Source organism: Helicobacter sp. 16-1353 (assembly GCF_003288815.1).
Classification (GTDB): Bacteria; Campylobacterota; Campylobacteria; order Campylobacterales; family Helicobacteraceae; genus NHYM01.
In genome coordinates, this window is sequence record NZ_NHYM01000005.1 from 15,596 (window position 1) to 32,465 (window position 16,870).

General features: G+C 33.6%; 15 protein-coding genes and 1 pseudogene. 8 read left to right on the plus strand and 8 right to left on the minus strand.

Annotated elements, in window-relative coordinates; genetic code table 11:
- Positions 1-32 precede the first annotated feature (32 nt).
- Positions 33-953, plus strand: coding sequence for an NAD-dependent epimerase/dehydratase family protein (locus CCY99_RS04045; RefSeq protein ID WP_258443447.1), 921 nt, complete (start codon positions 33-35; stop codon positions 951-953).
- A 201-nt stretch (positions 954-1,154) separates the two neighbouring features.
- Here CCY99_RS04045 and CCY99_RS09530 read toward each other — a convergent pair whose 3' ends face one another.
- Entirely contained in the window at positions 1,155-1,313 is a 159-nt protein-coding gene (locus CCY99_RS09530) for a hypothetical protein (RefSeq protein ID WP_181646834.1), read from the minus strand.
- Between the two features lie 317 nt (positions 1,314-1,630).
- Entirely contained in the window at positions 1,631-2,212 is a 582-nt protein-coding gene (locus tag CCY99_RS04050; protein ID WP_112060138.1) for a DUF417 family protein, read from the minus strand.
- A gap of 181 nt (positions 2,213-2,393) precedes the next feature.
- On the opposite strand from CCY99_RS04050, the pseudogene rfbG reads away from it, so the two are divergent.
- The 5 genes and pseudogenes from rfbG to proB all read left to right on the plus strand — a co-directional run.
- Positions 2,394-3,446 (plus strand): annotated as a pseudogene (rfbG, locus tag CCY99_RS04055) (CDP-glucose 4,6-dehydratase); the annotation flags it as partial.
- Between the two features lie 325 nt (positions 3,447-3,771).
- Complete coding sequence (locus CCY99_RS04060) at positions 3,772-5,085, plus strand: radical SAM protein (RefSeq protein ID WP_220092236.1); 1,314 nt, start codon at positions 3,772-3,774, stop codon at positions 5,083-5,085.
- Positions 5,075-6,199, plus strand: coding sequence for an NAD-dependent epimerase/dehydratase family protein (locus CCY99_RS04070; protein ID WP_112060141.1), 1,125 nt, complete (start codon positions 5,075-5,077; stop codon positions 6,197-6,199). The genes CCY99_RS04060 and CCY99_RS04070 overlap by 11 nt, the downstream gene beginning before the upstream one ends.
- On the plus strand, positions 6,196-7,527 hold the full coding sequence (locus CCY99_RS04075; RefSeq protein ID WP_112060142.1) for a UDP binding domain-containing protein: 1,332 nt from the start codon (positions 6,196-6,198) through the stop codon (positions 7,525-7,527). Before CCY99_RS04070 ends, CCY99_RS04075 begins: the two co-directional genes overlap by 4 nt.
- A gap of 194 nt (positions 7,528-7,721) precedes the next feature.
- A complete protein-coding gene (proB, locus tag CCY99_RS04080; RefSeq protein WP_258443367.1) occupies positions 7,722-8,600 on the plus strand; it encodes a glutamate 5-kinase in 879 nt (292 codons plus the stop codon).
- A 493-nt stretch (positions 8,601-9,093) separates the two neighbouring features.
- Here the strand turns inward: proB and CCY99_RS04085 are convergent, their stop codons facing one another.
- Both CCY99_RS04085 and CCY99_RS04090 read right to left on the minus strand, forming a co-directional pair.
- Positions 9,094-10,317, minus strand: coding sequence for a transcriptional regulator (locus CCY99_RS04085; protein ID WP_112060144.1), 1,224 nt, complete (start codon positions 10,315-10,317; stop codon positions 9,094-9,096).
- A 27-nt stretch (positions 10,318-10,344) separates the two neighbouring features.
- The gene (locus CCY99_RS04090) at positions 10,345-11,106 is read right to left on the minus strand and encodes a Fic family protein (RefSeq protein ID WP_112060145.1); all 762 of its coding nucleotides are present in this window, start codon (positions 11,104-11,106) and stop codon (positions 10,345-10,347) included.
- Between the two features lie 211 nt (positions 11,107-11,317).
- Between CCY99_RS04090 and CCY99_RS09535 the strand changes: the two genes are divergently transcribed.
- Positions 11,318-11,461, plus strand: coding sequence for a hypothetical protein (locus CCY99_RS09535; protein ID WP_181646836.1), 144 nt, complete (start codon positions 11,318-11,320; stop codon positions 11,459-11,461).
- 138 nt (positions 11,462-11,599) lie between these two features.
- Here CCY99_RS09535 and CCY99_RS04095 read toward each other — a convergent pair whose 3' ends face one another.
- Positions 11,600-12,808, minus strand: a complete 1,209-nt coding sequence (locus CCY99_RS04095) for a DUF3298 and DUF4163 domain-containing protein (protein ID WP_112060146.1) — start codon at positions 12,806-12,808, stop codon at positions 11,600-11,602.
- A 204-nt stretch (positions 12,809-13,012) separates the two neighbouring features.
- On the opposite strand from CCY99_RS04095, the gene CCY99_RS04100 reads away from it, so the two are divergent.
- Positions 13,013-13,894 (plus strand): radical SAM protein, encoded by an 882-nt coding sequence (locus CCY99_RS04100; RefSeq protein WP_112060147.1) that lies wholly within the window; start codon positions 13,013-13,015, stop codon positions 13,892-13,894.
- A gap of 107 nt (positions 13,895-14,001) precedes the next feature.
- Here CCY99_RS04100 and CCY99_RS09540 read toward each other — a convergent pair whose 3' ends face one another.
- The 3 genes from CCY99_RS09540 to thrS all read right to left on the minus strand — a co-directional run bounded on the left by CCY99_RS09540 (position 14,002) and on the right by thrS (position 16,758).
- Positions 14,002-14,163: a hypothetical protein gene (locus CCY99_RS09540; protein WP_181646837.1), complete on the minus strand. Its 162-nt coding sequence runs from the start codon at positions 14,161-14,163 to the stop codon at positions 14,002-14,004.
- A 268-nt stretch (positions 14,164-14,431) separates the two neighbouring features.
- Positions 14,432-14,941, minus strand: coding sequence for a translation initiation factor IF-3 (infC, locus tag CCY99_RS04105; RefSeq protein WP_112060148.1), 510 nt, complete (start codon positions 14,939-14,941; stop codon positions 14,432-14,434).
- Positions 14,938-16,758, minus strand: a complete 1,821-nt coding sequence (gene thrS / locus CCY99_RS04110; RefSeq protein WP_112060149.1) for a threonine--tRNA ligase — start codon at positions 16,756-16,758, stop codon at positions 14,938-14,940. The genes infC and thrS overlap by 4 nt, the downstream gene beginning before the upstream one ends.
- Between the last annotated feature and the right edge of the window lie 112 nt (positions 16,759-16,870).

Genomic DNA, 16,870 nt, shown 5'->3' on the forward strand with positions numbered 1-16,870 from the left:
ATACTCCAAATGGGGGGGGCAGTAAGCTAGTTATTTTTGATAATTTATATCGAAAAGGGAGTAGCGAAAACCTAGCATTTCTAAAAAGTAAGGGAGATTTTGAGTTTTGTTATGGCGATATTAGAAATAAAAATGATATAGAAAATATCATTTTAACGCATAAACCAGATATTATCTATCATTTATCAGGTCAAGTGGCAATGACTACTTCGCTACTTAACCCGCAATTAGATTTTGAGGTAAATGCTTTAGGAACTTTTAACTTGCTAGATTCTGTAAGAAAACATAAAAGTGATGCGATTGTAGTATATTCATCAACAAATAAAGTGTATGGGGATTTAGAGCAGTATTCTTACAAGGAAAATGCCACTAGATATATTTGCGATGATTTTATAGATGGATTTGATGAGAATGTCCCACTGGATTTTCACTCTCCATATGGTTGCTCAAAGGGCTGTGGCGATACCTATATGCTTGATTTTTATAGAATCTTTGGTGTGCGAAGTGTGGTATTTCGCCACTCATCAATGTATGGTGGAAGACAATTTGCGACTAGCGAACAAGGATGGATAGGATATTTTATAAATGAAGTGCTAAATAAACGAAAAATCAATATATCTGGGAATGGCAAACAAGTGCGAGATATTCTATATTCTAGCGATATGGCGAGATTATACTTACAAGTCCCAAAATACATAGATAAAATGCAAGGCAATGCATATAATATCGGCGGTGGCGTAGAAAACTCACTCTCTATAATTGAACTTTTTGAAATCTTAGAAGAGCTCACAGGCATAGAAATACTATATTCTACAAATCCCTCACGAATTAGCGACCAAAAAGTATTTATCGCAAATCTAACAAAACTAAAAAAGCATATGCCATTTTCCATAAAAATTAATAAAATAGATGGTATTAAGAAAATGATAGAGTGGGTAAGGGAGATAAGATAGATTCTAAAGATTCTATAAACTTAGCAAATATCACGAATCCCCCCGAATCTTAAAAACGCACACAAGCCACACGAATCTAAAAAATCCCCAAACTCACGCAAACATCACGAATCTAGAGAATTCAAAAATGCTATAACCGCCACGAATCCCCCAACCCCAAAAAAGAATCTCACAAACTCTCAAAATCCCAACCCTTTCCACTTACTCTTTTTGAGATTTAATATCTTTCCTAAAAACGATATTTTTAATCGTTTTATAGATTTTATACTCCAAATCGCTAATGATAGAATCTAGGATATTTGGCTCTATATTTGCATTTATGGCTTCATTTTTAGGTAGCTTGAATGATGAATTTACCACTTGTGGTAAAACGAAGATTCTTATAAACGCAGTTTAATGGCAAAAACAAAGTTTCATATAAAGCGAAAATCTCCCCAAAAACGAAGATTCTTTACCAAGCGAATATATGTGTAAAATAAGCGAAATAAAGATTCTTGAGAAACTAAGCCAAAGGTTCATTTTCCTGCTAACCCAAGATAACGCTTCTTAAGGTGCTAAGCTAATGTGCAGAATAAAAAGCTAATCTAAAATTTGCTTTAGAAATTTTTAAAATCTTAATGGGTTGCTAAAATAAACCTAAAATATTGCTAATCTAAAATTTACAAATTAAGCAAAATCTAAGATTTATTAGATTCTAAATCTCTATTTAGCATTTCTCTAGCACAATTTCCAGACACTATCAAAGCACAAGCCATTATCGCAAGGTCTTTTATTACCAATCGCCCTGCCCCAGATAAATATGGAAATCCATAATTTTCTCCACCTAGATTCGGCACGAATGTCTCGGGTGTTGTTATCAAAAATGATAGGGTTGTTAATGTCATTAGAAATACTAATATCCCGCCAATTACCCCTAAAATAGGATAAAACAACCCAAGAAATACTAAAATACCAAATGATATTATTAGGATTCCAAGTATGTTAGATACGACATAAGTATGATTTTCTTGATGCCATTTTGCTTTAATTTCATTTATAGTTCCTTCTGGTATTTTATTGTCTTTATAAGCTTGTGGATTTGGTATAAATTGCTTCATTATGGGATTATTAGCAACAAATGGCATAATTCCTTCTGCCTCATAGTTAAAAAACTTCAGCCCACCAATCCAAATAAAAATAATAAATATAGCAATATGTGCCAATATAATACCAATTTGGTTTAGGATAGTAACTTTTTTTAATAATTCTTTCACTGCAATCTCCTATTTAATTGAAATTTTATGCAAGAATTCTATATTTTTTAATAATATTTTGCAGTAACTATTATCACCTTTGAAAATACCAATAACCTTAAATAACAATATATTTAAAAGTCTTTTTAGCTATAGCATTCTATAATGCCGAATCTTGAAGTTTCTATTTTCTAAAATATGAGGCATAATGAATATCTACAAAAATAAAAAGGTTTTTCTCACAGGACACACAGGCTTTAAAGGCTCGTGGCTAAATCTATGGCTAAAGAATCTTGGTGCAGAAGTTTTTGGATATTCACTTGCTCCCATCACAAATCCAAATCATTTTGATTTACTAGGCGGAAAAAGTGCCTTTGATGGGATATTTGCTGATATACGAGATAGGGAAACATTACAATCCAAACTTATAGATTTTAATCCAGATATTATCTTTCATCTAGCCGCCCAACCACTTGTTAGAGAGAGCTATAAAGACCCACTAGGGACATTCTCTAGTAATGCAATCGGCACATTAAATATCCTAGAATCTGCAAGAAATATCAAAAACCTAAAAGCAATCGTAGTAATTACCACAGATAAAGTTTATGAAAATAAGGAATGGATTTATGGCTATAGGGAAAACGACCCATTAGGCGGATACGACCCATATAGTGCCTCAAAAGCTTGTGCGGAGATTATCACAGATTCTATGCGAAAAAGTTTTTTTAATACATATGATTTTGGCAAAACGCATAATGTCTTAATCGCCACAGCAAGAGCGGGAAATGTCATTGGTGGGGGAGATTTTAGTATAGATAGATTGATTCCAGATTTAATCAAAGGCATATTAAATAATAAAACTACAGAGATTAGGAATCCAAATGCAACTCGCCCTTGGCAAAGTGTGCTAGAGCCACTTAGGGGCTATCTAATGCTAGGCGAAAAACTGCTTTTAGGAGAAAGTGAGTTTGCCACAAGTTTTAATTTCGGTCCAAATATCGATGGGAATCTTAAGGTTAGCTCTATGCTTAATATCGCAAAAAATAGTTGGGATAAAATAAGCTATACAATACAATGTGATAAATCAAATCCACACGAAGCAAATCTCCTAATGCTAGATACCGCAAAAGCTCATCATCTGCTTTCTTGGAAGCCGATTTTAGATACTAGAGAATCTATAGAAAATACTATTATTTGGTATAGGAATTTCATAGAAAATAACGCTATCATAAGCCAAAATCAGCTAGAAAATTATCTACAACATACACAAAAATCGTCTATGGGGGGGGATAGCAAATTAGGAGAGAATCCTAGAATCTACTTTGGATTCTATTCTGCTCTAAATCTTAAAATCTACTCTAATTTTCATAATTTTAAATCCAATCTTACTATTTTAAAAGCTCATATTTTTTATTCAAATATTAATGCCAAATTTATAGATTCTCGATTCTTAGAATTCTATAAATATACAAATCATATAAAAATTTCCACGCCAATCACCAAAACCCCTTCAAAGATTCCAAAAAATATATCTTTAAATCGCCCAAAATGCGTAGCTTAATCAAAATCAACACAAAGGAAAATAAATGAATATCTTACGAGCAAAAACGACAGATTTATTTCAAAGTAAATTAAGTGAGAAACAAAAGCAAAACTCAGCTTTAAATATCAAAGAAATGGAAGCAAATCTAACCAAACTAGAATCCTACCCACGAAGAATCGTTTTGGAAATGACAAGTGCATGTAATATAAAATGTATTTTTTGCGGCAGGGACGAAGCGGAGTTTAACCAAACATATTTGAAATTAGATGTTTTGGATAAATTAGATTCTGTGCTAGATTATTGCGAGGAAGTTACGCTTTTTGGCTGGGGTGAGCCTACTATCAATCCCAAATTTAAGCAATTCCTACAAAAACTAAATAAAAAAAATGTCCGCAAATACTTCGTTACAAATGGCACGAGATTAGATAAATTCATAGATGATATTTTTGATTATAAGGTGGATATTATCGCAGTTAGTCTTGATGGAGCGGATGCTAAGACAAATGATAGGATAAGAGTTGGAGCGAAGTTTGAGAAAATTATAGAAAATATCAAGGCAATTATCGCCAAAAAGGAATCTCTAAATCTCTCATATCCATATATGAATTTCGTGTTTGTAGCGATGGAATCTAATATTAGAGAATTGCCAAAGATGATAAAACTAGCCAAAGAGCTAAAAATGCAAGAAGTAAAAGTCGTATTTTTAAGTGCATTTAGCACGGAGATGCTAAAAGAGAGTTTATATAATAAGCAAGATTTGGTTAAAAGCGTATTTGATGAGGTGGCTTTATTAGCAGATAAGCTAAATATAAAGCTAAAACTTCCATATATCCAAGGCGAAGATATAGCAGGTGATAAATATCACAAGCCTTGTTTTGTGGGGTGGCGGGACTTTTTCATAGGGAGTGATGATAGCATTCGCCCGTGTCAAAGCACGAGTTTAAAGCTTGGGAATCTAAGTGATTTTGATAGCTTTGAACTAGCGTGGAACTCCAAAGAGATGCAAGATTTTAGAAAAAATGTAAATGCTGAAAATGGGGGGGGGGAATATGCCAATTCAGTGCAAACTCTGCTACCAAAGCTCACACGCAAATTGGAACAAAAAGTCAAGCTTTATTCAAATTGGCAGTGCATTTGCACCAGATTGGGAGAAAAAGAAAAAAGACTAATATTTGGAATCCTAAGAATCTTAAGGATTCTAGAGATTCTCAAAATCCCCACACAAAATCTACTAAAAACTATATTTTCTTTTATCTCATTTTTTATATTTCCGCTAAATCGGCGTTTAAAGCCATATTTACAAACATATTTACAAACGCATCCATCTCCAAGCGTGGAGGTGCGATATGCTAACTAACACAATCATAAAAGCGGATTTGAGAGAGATTTTTGAGAGTTTAACACAGGAGCAGAGAGAGAAATTTAGGGATTCTACGATTCTAATCACGGGCTGTGCGGGATTTTTAGGATTCTACTTTACTATCTTTTTTACGCATTTTGCCAAGGAATTAGGCATTAAGAAAATAATCGGCTTAGATAATTTTATGCTTAGAATCCCAGAGTGGGTGGAATCCTTGCAAGATTCTAATAATAATCTAATCGAAATCCACAAATTTGATATTATAAAAGATTCTATAGATTCCATAAACTCCGCCAAAAATGCAAATATAATAATCCATATGGCGTCTATCGCTTCGCCGATTTTTTATCGTAAATATCCCATAGAAACGATAGATGCGAATATCTGGGGTTTGCGGAATCTACTTGAGTTTTACAAAGATAGGGCAATTAAAGGATTCTTATTTTTCTCTAGCTCTGAGATTTATGGCGACCCACATAGCGATTTTATCCCAACAGACGAGGAATACAAGGGCAATGTATCTTGCATTGGTCCTCGTGCTTGTTATGATGAGGCAAAGCGATTTGGGGAAACTATGTGCTATCTATTTGCATTAAAATACAATCTCCCGCTTTCAATTGCTCGTCCTTTCAATAACTATGGAATTGGAATGAATATCGATGATAAGCGAGTTCCAGCGGATTTTGCCAAAGCAATTTTAGAAAATAGAGATATTGAGATTTTTAGCGATGGGACGCCAAAGCGGACATTTTGCTACATTAGCGATGCGATTAGCGGATATTTAAAAGTGCTGACTTTTGGGAAATTTGATTATTTTAATATAGGCATTGACGCACCGGAGATTAGCGTTTATGAACTAGCGAAAATCTATCAAAATCTAGGGCGTGAGCTATGTGGCTACACAGGTGAGATTAAACTTGCCACTTCAAGTGATAAAGATTATCTAACGCATAATCCAAATAGAAGATGCCCTAATATCTCTAAGGCAAGAAAATTACTAGATTATAATCCAAAAATCGATGTCCATATCGGTGTTAGACGATTTTTAAGCTTTTTATTATCGCAAAAAGATTCCGCTAAATCAAGTGGCAAAAATGGGGTGATAAAATGAAAAATACAAAAATCACTATTTTTGGACTTGGATTTGTTGGGCTAACAACTGCTGTTGGCTTTGCGTTGAAGCTAAAAAATAATCAAATTTGCGGATATGAGCTAGATAAGCAAAAAGCACAAATGATAAATAATAATAAGATTCCATTCTTTGAGGCGGGGCTGGAAGCAGCACTAAACTCCACGCTAAATAAAAATCTAACCATAACAGATAATGAGCTAATCGCCCTAGAAAACGCAAAAATTATATTTTATTGCATTGGGACACCGATGGATAAAGATGGAAGTGCGAATCTAAATTATCTCTTAAAAGCCCTAAAATCCACGGTGGATAATATCGATAAATGTGCCCCCTGCCCTATTTTAGTCCTCAAATCCACCATTCCGCCCGGAAGTTTAGCGGAAGTATTTTTGCCATTTTTAGAAAATCTTGGATTGAAAAATAATAGGGATTTTGTCCTAGCAAATAATCCAGAATTTTTGCGGGAGGGATATTCGCTAGATGATTTTATAAATCCGGATAGAGTGGTGATTGGAGGATTTGGGGATTCTAGAGATTCTATGGGGTTTGGGGACAATTCTATAGATTCTATAGATTCTATAGATTCCAAAGATTACGAAATCCCAGAGCTAAAAGAGATTTATACGCCATTTAATGCACCCATTATATTTGTCAATCCAAACACAGCAGAATTTATCAAATATCTAAGCAACACAATGCTATCAATGATGATAAGCTATGCAAATGAAATGAGTATAATAGCCCAAACTATCGGCAATATCGATATAAAAAAGGCTTTTAATGTATTGCATTTAGATAAGCGATTTTCTGGGAATCCAGCAAATATCATAAGCTATATTTACCCCGGAATGGGCTTTGGTGGATATTGTCTGCCAAAAGATACTTTAGCATTGTATAAAAAGGCAAAAGATAGGGGATTTGAGAGCGGATTATTAAAAGATATATTAGAAATTAATAATGATATTATCGATTTTCATATTAATAGCATTAAAAAGGAGAGTATAGATTCTAGGATTGGAATCTTGGGGCTTAGCTTTAAGCCAAATAGCGATGATGTGCGGGATTCCAAAGCGGGGCTTTTGATAGATAGATTGCTACAGCTTGGATATAAAAATATCGTAGCTTACGACCCAATGGCAATGAAATCTTTTCAAAAAAGCTATGATTTTGCGATAGAGTATAAAAATAGTTTGGATGCGATTTTGCAATCTTGCGATGTTTTTATAATCGCCACAGCTTGGGAAGAATTCAAGCAAGTATTCCATAAAATCCCACATACAAAAATCTATAATCTAAGATATATGTAAATTGGAGGATTCTGCTAATATTACGGGGATTTACCAATATTTCATAGCCCATATTTTGGGCTAATTTTAGATTTCTAAAGCTATTGGTTTGAAGCAAATAATTAATTCTAATGGAATCTTAAATTTATCTTTTATTGGTTACAATTTTATTTTTATTTTAAGCTTGAAAAATATTTTAAAATATGGGGAAAATTGTGAAATCGAAGAATCTATCGCAAAAATCGCAAGATTTAGCAAAAAAAGAGCAGAATCTAACACAAACCAAGTGCAAAAAAGCACATAAAAAAGAGCGATTAGTCCTTAAAGTGGGGACTTCTATCATCTCAAATGGCGATATTTTAGTAATGGAGCGATTGGAAAAATTATGCGAGTTAATCGCCACTCTAAGGGAGAAATTCCACATTATTCTAGTCTCATCTGGCTCAGTTGCAAGTGGCTATACGAAGCTCCGCCTAGATAAAAGCCTAATTGCTAACAAACAAGCCCTTTCCAGCATAGGTCAGCCACTTTTAATGGATACATATCGCAAGATTCTAGAGCCAAAGGGCATTATCCCAGCCCAGCTTTTGCCTACTCGAAGCACATTTGATTCACGGCAGAGAACGGCGTATGCAAGGGAGGTCATTGATATTTTATTGTCAAATGAGATTCTCCCAATCATCAATGAAAATGACGCAATCGCACAAGGTGAGCTAATAAGCGGACTTACACTAGGGGATAACGACCAACTAGCCGCCTATGTGGCACATTACTTTAATGCAAAAATGCTAGTGATTTTAAGTGATGTTTATGGCTTTTTTGACTGCGACCCACTGCAAAATAAGGACGCAAAGCTAATAAAATATGTAAGTTCTATTAGCCAAAAAACGCTTCAAGGGGAGCAAAAAGGCGGGAGTAAATTTGCCACTGGTGGGATTGTAACAAAGCTTTTGGCGGCAGATTTTTTATTAGCGCAAAATCGAAGTATGTTTTTGTGTAGCGGATTTGATTTAGAGCCTACGCGTGGCTTTCTAATGGAATCTAAGCATAAGCAAGGGACGCTTTTTAGCAAAGATAAGGGAATTGAGATTTAAGAAATTATTTTAGCATACAAAAGAATACACTTGAAAATCTAATAAATAGTAGAATCTAAGATTATGAAATCCATTTCTTGCGAGTTTATAGGCTAGGATTCTAATAAATTTTAAGGATAATTTAAGTTTTGTAACAACGAAGTTAATGTTTAAGCACTCTAATTCTAAAAACTCTTAAATTTTATTAGATTCTTTTAAAATCTTTATTCTTTAGGCTTTCAATGGAAGCATTTAAAGTAACTTTCACGATTCTTTTTATTACCAAATTCTTTTTTTTGTATGCTTAAGGTTGTAATGAAAATTTTAAAAAATGGGGTAAAAGTGGAATGAAACTTAAAGGGATTTAGGGTTAAAAGCTGTGTTTTTAATGAGATTTTGTAAGATTTGGGGAATCTTGTAAGTAGATTCGCCCAAAATTTACCAAAATTTACAAAAGAATCTTAAAGATTTACATTCCACGCTCAAAGTTATTTGATTTAGGCTTTTGCTTAGATTAATTTAGATTCTTGGATTTATTTATTTCTTTTTCTTTTTGCAAACATAGATTTATCGCAAATTCGGCTCTTTTATTGATATGCTTATTGATTGGCTCTAAAAAACTATCTGGGAGATTATAATCTTTATGCTTTTTAAATTCAAAAGTTTTAAGTTTATTTAGAGATTCTAGGTGGCGTGGCTGTAATGCAATTTCTAATTGCTTATCAAATAAAAACCCAAAGCTTGATATTTTCTCTTTAAGGGCAGTATCAATTGATTTTAGTTCATTTTCCGTAAGATAATTTATCATTGAAAAACCATTATCAAATATTGGTGCTGGGCGAAGAATCTTATTTGTATTATTGTCAACTATCATTCCAAAATTCCCCAAATGCCTATCTGTATTGTAAATAAGGGCGTCAAATAGCATTAAATTATCTAATTTATCTTTGCCATAAATTCTAGCAATGCTATTTATTAGCTCTAAATCTTTGGAAAGCATTTCTGTTTTATTTAGAAATTGATATATTGGCATATAGCCCTCATTTTCATTAGTAAAAATGGGACAAATTGAGATAATTTCATTGTGAAATAATTTTAAATCATAATCTATGCAACTAAATCCCATTATTTGAGCAATTTGAGTCATATAAAATTCACTATAAGATTCTCTGCCACCATTTGCATATTTTTCGCTAGAACCTTTGTAAAGATAGATTGCTCCGTTATCTCTATACCAACATTTTTTTAACATTCCATTTGTGGAATATTCGGGGGAAGTTACTATATTTTTTACTTTATGTGAGATTCCACTAAAAGCCACTAGGCTTAAAGCCTTATCAAATTCGTTTTGGTATAGATTATAATCTTTCCACGAATAATCGCTATTTGCTGGAATAACCCAATAAGAATCATTTAGCGATAAAGCTAAAGATACATCGATATAATCCATTAGAGAATCTTGCGTGTTATCATTTGTGTAGGTTTCGATTATTTTTTCTACATATGCCCTATTTTTGGGAACTTTTCTATTTGTAATCCAAGATTCCAATGATTTTTTTATATCATTTTTATCAATATTTAATGGTAAAATATTTTCATCAACAATATTAATATTTGTTATTTCTGCATTATGGCTTTCCCCACTATATGGATATTTCTCTTTATTAAAATGCTTGATTGTGGTTTTAACTTCAAACTTTAAAACTTCTTTGTCTTTATTTTTTAGCACATATTGCATTTGAGATTATCCCCTTTTGTGTTTATTTTACATTCCAATTTCGAAGTTATTTAATTTAGGCTTTTGCTTAGATTTATTTAGATTCTTGGATTTAGTAGAATCTAAAGCATTATTTATAAATTTATCTTGCTTAAGCTGTTCTTCTTTTTGTAGCTCTTTGGCAAAGATTAGAAAATTATCAATATCAGCATTTCGCAAATAAGAAATGTAAGCCACTTTTTTATCTTGCGGAATTACTATTGGAGCGAGATTCTGCTCTAAGCAAGAATAAACCATTAAAAGTCGCCCACTTCTACCATTGCCATCGCTAAATGGGTGGATTCTCTCAAATTTGATATGGAAATCCAAAATCGCTCTAAGTTTATCATCGTCATTTTTATAATTACTAAATCTATAATATAGATTATCAATTATATTTTTCATCTCTGTAGCCACCAAATAGGGCTTTGTAGGCTCAAAATCTGCTCCTATAATGATATTTTCTATAGTTTTAAAACTGCCATTATTATAAATTAAATCTTGCATAATAATTTTATGAAAATCCTTGATAAGCTCGTTATCTAGCTTAGTTTGTTTTCTAAGATTGTCGATAAAAAATGGCAGCACGAATTTATAATTTCTAATTTCATAAAATTCCTGCTCTCTTACAGCTCGTGGGATATAGCCATCTAGGATAATTGAAGCACTATCGTTTTGAGATAGTGTATTCCCCTCAATGGCTGTGCTATGATGTGCCATACGAACACATAAATCAAGCATATAGCTTTCATTATTGATTATATTTGGCATTATTTTCCCCTTGATATTTACTTGCAATTATAATACTTAATTACTAAAGCTTGGGAATTTATGCTTTTTAAACTTGTAATTTCCTTGCTTCTCATCTTAATTATTTTATATTTTATTTTAATCTAAAAATCTCTAAAAATATTTAAAATTTCAGCAAAAACTAAAGTTGGGGAGGGGTAGAATTGCAGAGATTTAATGTGCTTTGAGTATTTTGGCAAAAAATAGGCTTTTGGAGATTCACAAAAATATAGCGATAAAAAAGTCCAAACTAGCGATAAAAGCGGGGGAATCTAGATTCGCAAAATCTAAAGCCATAAAAGAATCCGTTAAAGATGATGTCCCTAGTTTATTTTAAGATTCTTGCTTTTTGTAGAATCTCCCCACTTATTTAGATAAATCTTATTTCAAAAGCGATATAAAATTTAGAATCTAAGATTCCACTTAATTTTATTTCCACACCTCTAGAATCTAATTTAGATTCTAGTTTATAGCGTTATTGTGCGGGTTTAAATAAATACGCAAAAGCCGAATCTGCTTTTAGATAGCTACTCAAATCATTATAAGGCACTAAGATACGAATATCACCTGCAGCATATGGGGCAATCTCATAAGTATTCCAAATAAAAATAATCCCCTTAGAGGAAACAAAAAATACATTAGGTAACACTTTTAGCGGAAGTGCATCTGAAAAAATATTATCTTTTTGGGATTGTAGATATGGATTAAGTGTTGATAAAAACTGCTCTTTATTTTGCTCGTTTATATCAAGTAAATCACTAATTTTATTAGATATTTTATCCCCATTTGCCAAAGAGTAAGCCTCCATTGTGTTACTAGTGGCACCGTGAGCTCCGCCACGATAATTATATACGATATTAGAAAAAACAAGAATCTTATCATCGATATAATCTACACTAGAATTTTGTATAGATTGCGTGTTGTATTTAAAACCTTCATCTTTTTGATATTTTTCAAAGTTTTTTACAGCTTGGCTATTTAATTTTTCTTTTAAATCATTGATATTAGTAGCACTATACGCAAATGCAGCATTTAACTTATCCTTGGAGGCAATATCTTGTGCGATAAATGGCGACTCCAACACTTCCTCATATAATATACTTACATCATCGCCAGATTGTTTTATATCTTTTGTAGTTGTAAATCCAGCTTTTGCAAAAGCCACTTCATTTAAACCCTTAGAATATTCTTTAAAATAAAAAGGTTGATTTTTGTAAATACTATTTTGCTCCCAAGTGCTAATCTCAGGCTCATATTGAAAAACCGCATTCCAAGCACCACTTACAATTAAATCTCCATTTGCATCTTTTGCAAAATGTATTGTTTTAGAATCTAATGTAACGGAAATATACTCCTTTGCATTAATTTTCTCATTCCAAACATCTGGTAGGCGAATCTCCGCAATCAATGGCACTTGACTATCTCCTGTTTTATTATACATTGGTATTGCTTCTTTGATGTGTAAATAAGCCATTTGTTTATCTTCACCAATCTTACCTTCTAAAAGATAGAATCTCTCCTCGCCATCTACTAATACTACTAAATCTCGCACTCCTTTAGAATCTAGCAAATCTTTAGATTCCAAAGATTGGGTATTATCATCGGTATTTTTATTGTTACTACAAGCTACAAAGCCGATTGTCATTAATATTAATGTAGCGAGAATCCATATTTTATTTTTCATTTTATTTCCTTAATTTAAAACTGATTTTAATAGTATATAATAACAAATCTAAAAATATAAAAGGAAAATCAATGAAAATGAAAAATATGGGGGGGGGTAGATAGTAAAAACCAAGATTCTACAAAGCTAGATTCCCAAACATTAGTTTCTATAAATCCAAGTAAATCTTATTTATTATACAAAATCAAAGCAAAATTAAAAAATATGCTAAAGCGATTATTTAATCTCACTCCCGCTGGATACAAGCTAAAAGCACTAGATTCCAAAATCAATCAAAATTTCAATGCCACGCTAAAGTTTATACCCCAGCCAATGTTGCAATATCTAGAAGTCTATATAACTGAGCATTGCAATCTAAATTGTAAGCATTGTGCGCCATTTTCACCCATTGCCAAAAAAAGCTTTTATAGCGTGGAGATTTTTAAAAATGATATGGAACGATTAAGTTTGCTTAGTAATAGATTGCTATGTAAGCTAAGAATCCTAGGCGGTGAGCCACTTTTACACCCTGAGTTAGAGCAACTTTTAAAAATCGCAAGGGAGAATTTCCCAAATACAAGCATTGATTTAGTAACAAATGCCATTTTATTACCAAAGCAAAAAGATAGCTTTTGGCAGACTTGTAAGGATTATGATATTGCCATAACGCCAACAAAATATCCAATTAAAATTGATTTTCAAACCATTGAAAATAAAGCAAAGCAATTTGGCGTCAAATATAAATATAATAATGGTGGCGAGGTAGAGAAAAGGCTTTTTTACCAACCACTTGATTTACTCGGCACACAGAATCCCGTAATAATGTTTGCTAAATGTGCGTGGGCAAATGGCTGTATTGGGCTTGATAATGGCAAACTATATACCTGCCCTTATCCTAGGAGTATTAAAAATTTTAATACATATTTTAAAACAAATCTAATAGTAGATAAGAGGGATTATATCGATATTTATGAAGCAAAAAATATGGATGAGATTTTGAGATTTCTAGCTAAGCCTATTCCATTTTGCAGATATTGCGATTTGAATAGATTGACTTGGGATAATAAATGGGAGAGAAGTAAAAAGGATATAAGCGAATGGAGCTAAAATCTATAAATTTTTATTTAAAGGCTAATAGTTGTTTATAAAATTTAGATTGCGAATCTTACGACAAAATCTAAATATCGCTTAAGCACATTTAGTTAAAGCCATTATTACGCGTCTACGAACTGCTCTACGAATGCAGATTGGATTCTATAATGGTTTGGTAAATGTAATGCGGAGTCTTCTACCCAGCGAGGGCGAACTATCTCGAATATTAGAATTGCTAAAAATATAAGTCCTAATACTCGTAGAATCGACATTATAAATTTCATTGAATTTACCTTTATTAAAATTTATTATTCAAAAGCACCTTTTATAAAGCCACTAAAGGCAACTTGCATTTTTAAAAAAGCGAAATCTAATTGATAGAATTTGGTTAATAGAATCTTAAGCATAGAATCCTAAATTAGTGGAATCTCGCCCAGCCGAATCTCGTGGGTGGAATTCTAAATTTATAGAATCTAGATTAGATTCCCAAGCACAGAATCCCATAACCAGCCCAGAATCCGCCTTTAAATCGCCAAAAACTACTTTAAAACGCTACTTTTTGGGCGTAACCAAGATATTTACATATCTGCCCTCTAGGACCGGCTTGTCCTCGATATTTGCCTCTTCTTGTATCATCTCCATAATTTTATACAGCACATTAAAGCCCTGCTTTGGGTCAGCCATCTCACGCCCTTTTAGAAAAACGCGGAATTTGACATGCTTGCCGTCTTGCAAAAATTCCTTAGCGTGTTTGACCTTGTAATTAATGTCATTTTGTGCGATTTGCGTGGAAAGCTTGATTTCTTTTATCTCAATTTGCTTTTGCTTTTTTCTTGCTTCTTTGATTTTTTTCTCTTTTTGGTAGCAGAATTTACCATAATCCATAATCTTACACACCGGAGGCTTCGCATCTGGCGAGATTAGCACCAAGTCTAAGCCCTCTTCATCTGCCAACTTCAAAGCTTCTTTTGTATTTATAATGCCTAATTGGCTTCCATCACTCCCCACACAGCGGATTTCATCGAATCTTATTTCATTATTCAGTAATGTTTCTTTACTCAAAAATGCCCCTCTTTCATTTCTTTATCAATCTTATTCAAAAATTCCTCCTCGCTTAGATTATATTGCGTTTTTTCTCGCCTATCGCGGACTGCCACCGCTTTTGCTTCTACTTCCTTATCGCCGATTACCAAGATATAAGGCACTTTTTGCTTTTCTGCGGTGCAAATGCGTTTATTTAGGCTCTCATTCTTGGTGTTTGTCTCGGCGTAAGCACCGATTTCCCTTAGTTTCAATTGCAAGATTCTAGCATATTTTTCACATTCGCTATTAATTGGGACAATTATGGCTTGAGTTGGTGCGATAAATAGCGGAAATTCCCCGCCGTAATGCTCTGTGAGTATGGCGATAAATCGCTCGAAACTCCCCAAAATCGCCCTATGAATCATAACTGGCTGTTTTGGCGAATTGTCCTCATCGATGTATGCGAGATTGAAGCGATTTGGCAAGTTCATATCAATCTGCACCGTGCCACACTGCCATTTTCTGCCTATTGCGTCCGTTATCTTAATGTCAATCTTTGGTCCATAAAACGCCCCTCCGCCCTCATCAATGCTATAATCAATATTATTTGCTTTTAGAATCTCTTTTAGTGCATTTGTAGATTCCACCCAAACCTCGTCGCTGCCGATATATTTCTCTGGTTTGGTAGAAATCTCCATTTCATACTTAAAGCCAAAAATCTCCATTATCCTACTTGCAAATTTCACAATAGATTCAATTTCACTTTTTATTTGATTTGGGCGACAGAATATATGTGCGTCATCTTGGGTGAATTCCCGCACACGCAAAAGTCCGTGTAAAACGCCACTTTTTTCGTGGCGATGCACCACGCCATACTCGTAGAATCTAAGCGGCAAATCGCGATAGCTCCTAACATCGCTTTGATAGACCTTGATATGCCCTAGGCAGTTCATCGGCTTTATGCCATACTCGATATTATCAATCGTGGTGAAATACATATTTTCTTTATAGTTTTGATAATGTCCGCTGATTTTCCATAAATCGCTTTTCAATATCTCTGGACCCCGCACTGGCTCGTATTCTTGGTTGATTAAGGCACGCGTTAGGATATTTTCGATATTTCGGCGGATTCTCGCTCCCTTTGGTAGCCAAATAGGAAGCCCCGCTCCAATATCCTCATCAAAGGTAAATATCCCTAGCTCATTGCCTAGCTTTCGGTGGTCGCGCTTTAGGGCTTCTTCCACCATAAAGTTATAAGCCTTTAGCGCCTCTTTTGAAGCAAATGCAATGCCGTAGATTCTAGTTAGCATTTCTGCACTCTCATCGCCTCCAAGATAGGCTCCGGCAAGTTTTGTAAGCTTAAAATGCACCAAAAGATTTACATTTGGGATATGGGGACCACGACATAAGTCCTCAAAATCATCTTGGGCGTAGGTGCTGAAAGTATCGCCGTCGATATTTTTCATCACTGCCATTTTTAGCTCATCACCGCTAAACCGCCTAAGCGCCTCGCTTCTATCCATATATTCTTTTTTGATTTCGCAAGGCTTTTTAGCAATCTCCCTCATCTTGGCTTCGATTTTTGCTAAATCCTCTATGCCGATTTTCTCATCGACCTTAAAATCGTAATAAAATCCCTCATCTACAACAGGACCCACGAAAAACTTCGCATTCGTGTAAAGCTGCTTTATTGCTTGAGCCATTAAATGTGCACAAGAGTGGCGGATAATGCTTAATGCGTCGCTTGAATCGTCAAAATATATTTTTTGATATTCATCAGTGTTAAATTTCAATTCCTCTGCTGTTTGTAAATCAAAGATTTTATTATCTTTTTTAAATCCTATTAATTCGCTCAAAGTTCGTTATGCCTTTAAAATTTGGGTTTTAAAATTTTCAAAAATCCTCAAAGATTCTCGCAAATTTTAAATTTTGCAAATGCGTTTTTATTTTTTTTTAATGGTGCCACGA

Coding starts and splice junctions, on each gene's coding strand:
- CCY99_RS04060 (WP_220092236.1), top strand. CDS start 3,772: ATGAATATCTTACGAGCAAAAACGACAGATTTATTTCAAAGTAAATTA.
- CCY99_RS04070 (WP_112060141.1), top strand. CDS start 5,075: ATGCTAACTAACACAATCATAAAAGCGGATTTGAGAGAGATTTTTGAG.
- CCY99_RS04075 (WP_112060142.1), top strand. CDS start 6,196: ATGAAAAATACAAAAATCACTATTTTTGGACTTGGATTTGTTGGGCTA.
- CCY99_RS04085 (WP_112060144.1), bottom strand. CDS start 10,317: ATGCAATATGTGCTAAAAAATAAAGACAAAGAAGTTTTAAAGTTTGAA.
- CCY99_RS04090 (WP_112060145.1), bottom strand. CDS start 11,106: ATGCCAAATATAATCAATAATGAAAGCTATATGCTTGATTTATGTGTT.
- CCY99_RS04095 (WP_112060146.1), bottom strand. CDS start 12,808: ATGAAAAATAAAATATGGATTCTCGCTACATTAATATTAATGACAATC.
- CCY99_RS04100 (WP_112060147.1), top strand. CDS start 13,013: ATGCTAAAGCGATTATTTAATCTCACTCCCGCTGGATACAAGCTAAAA.
- CCY99_RS09540 (WP_181646837.1), bottom strand. CDS start 14,163: ATGAAATTTATAATGTCGATTCTACGAGTATTAGGACTTATATTTTTA.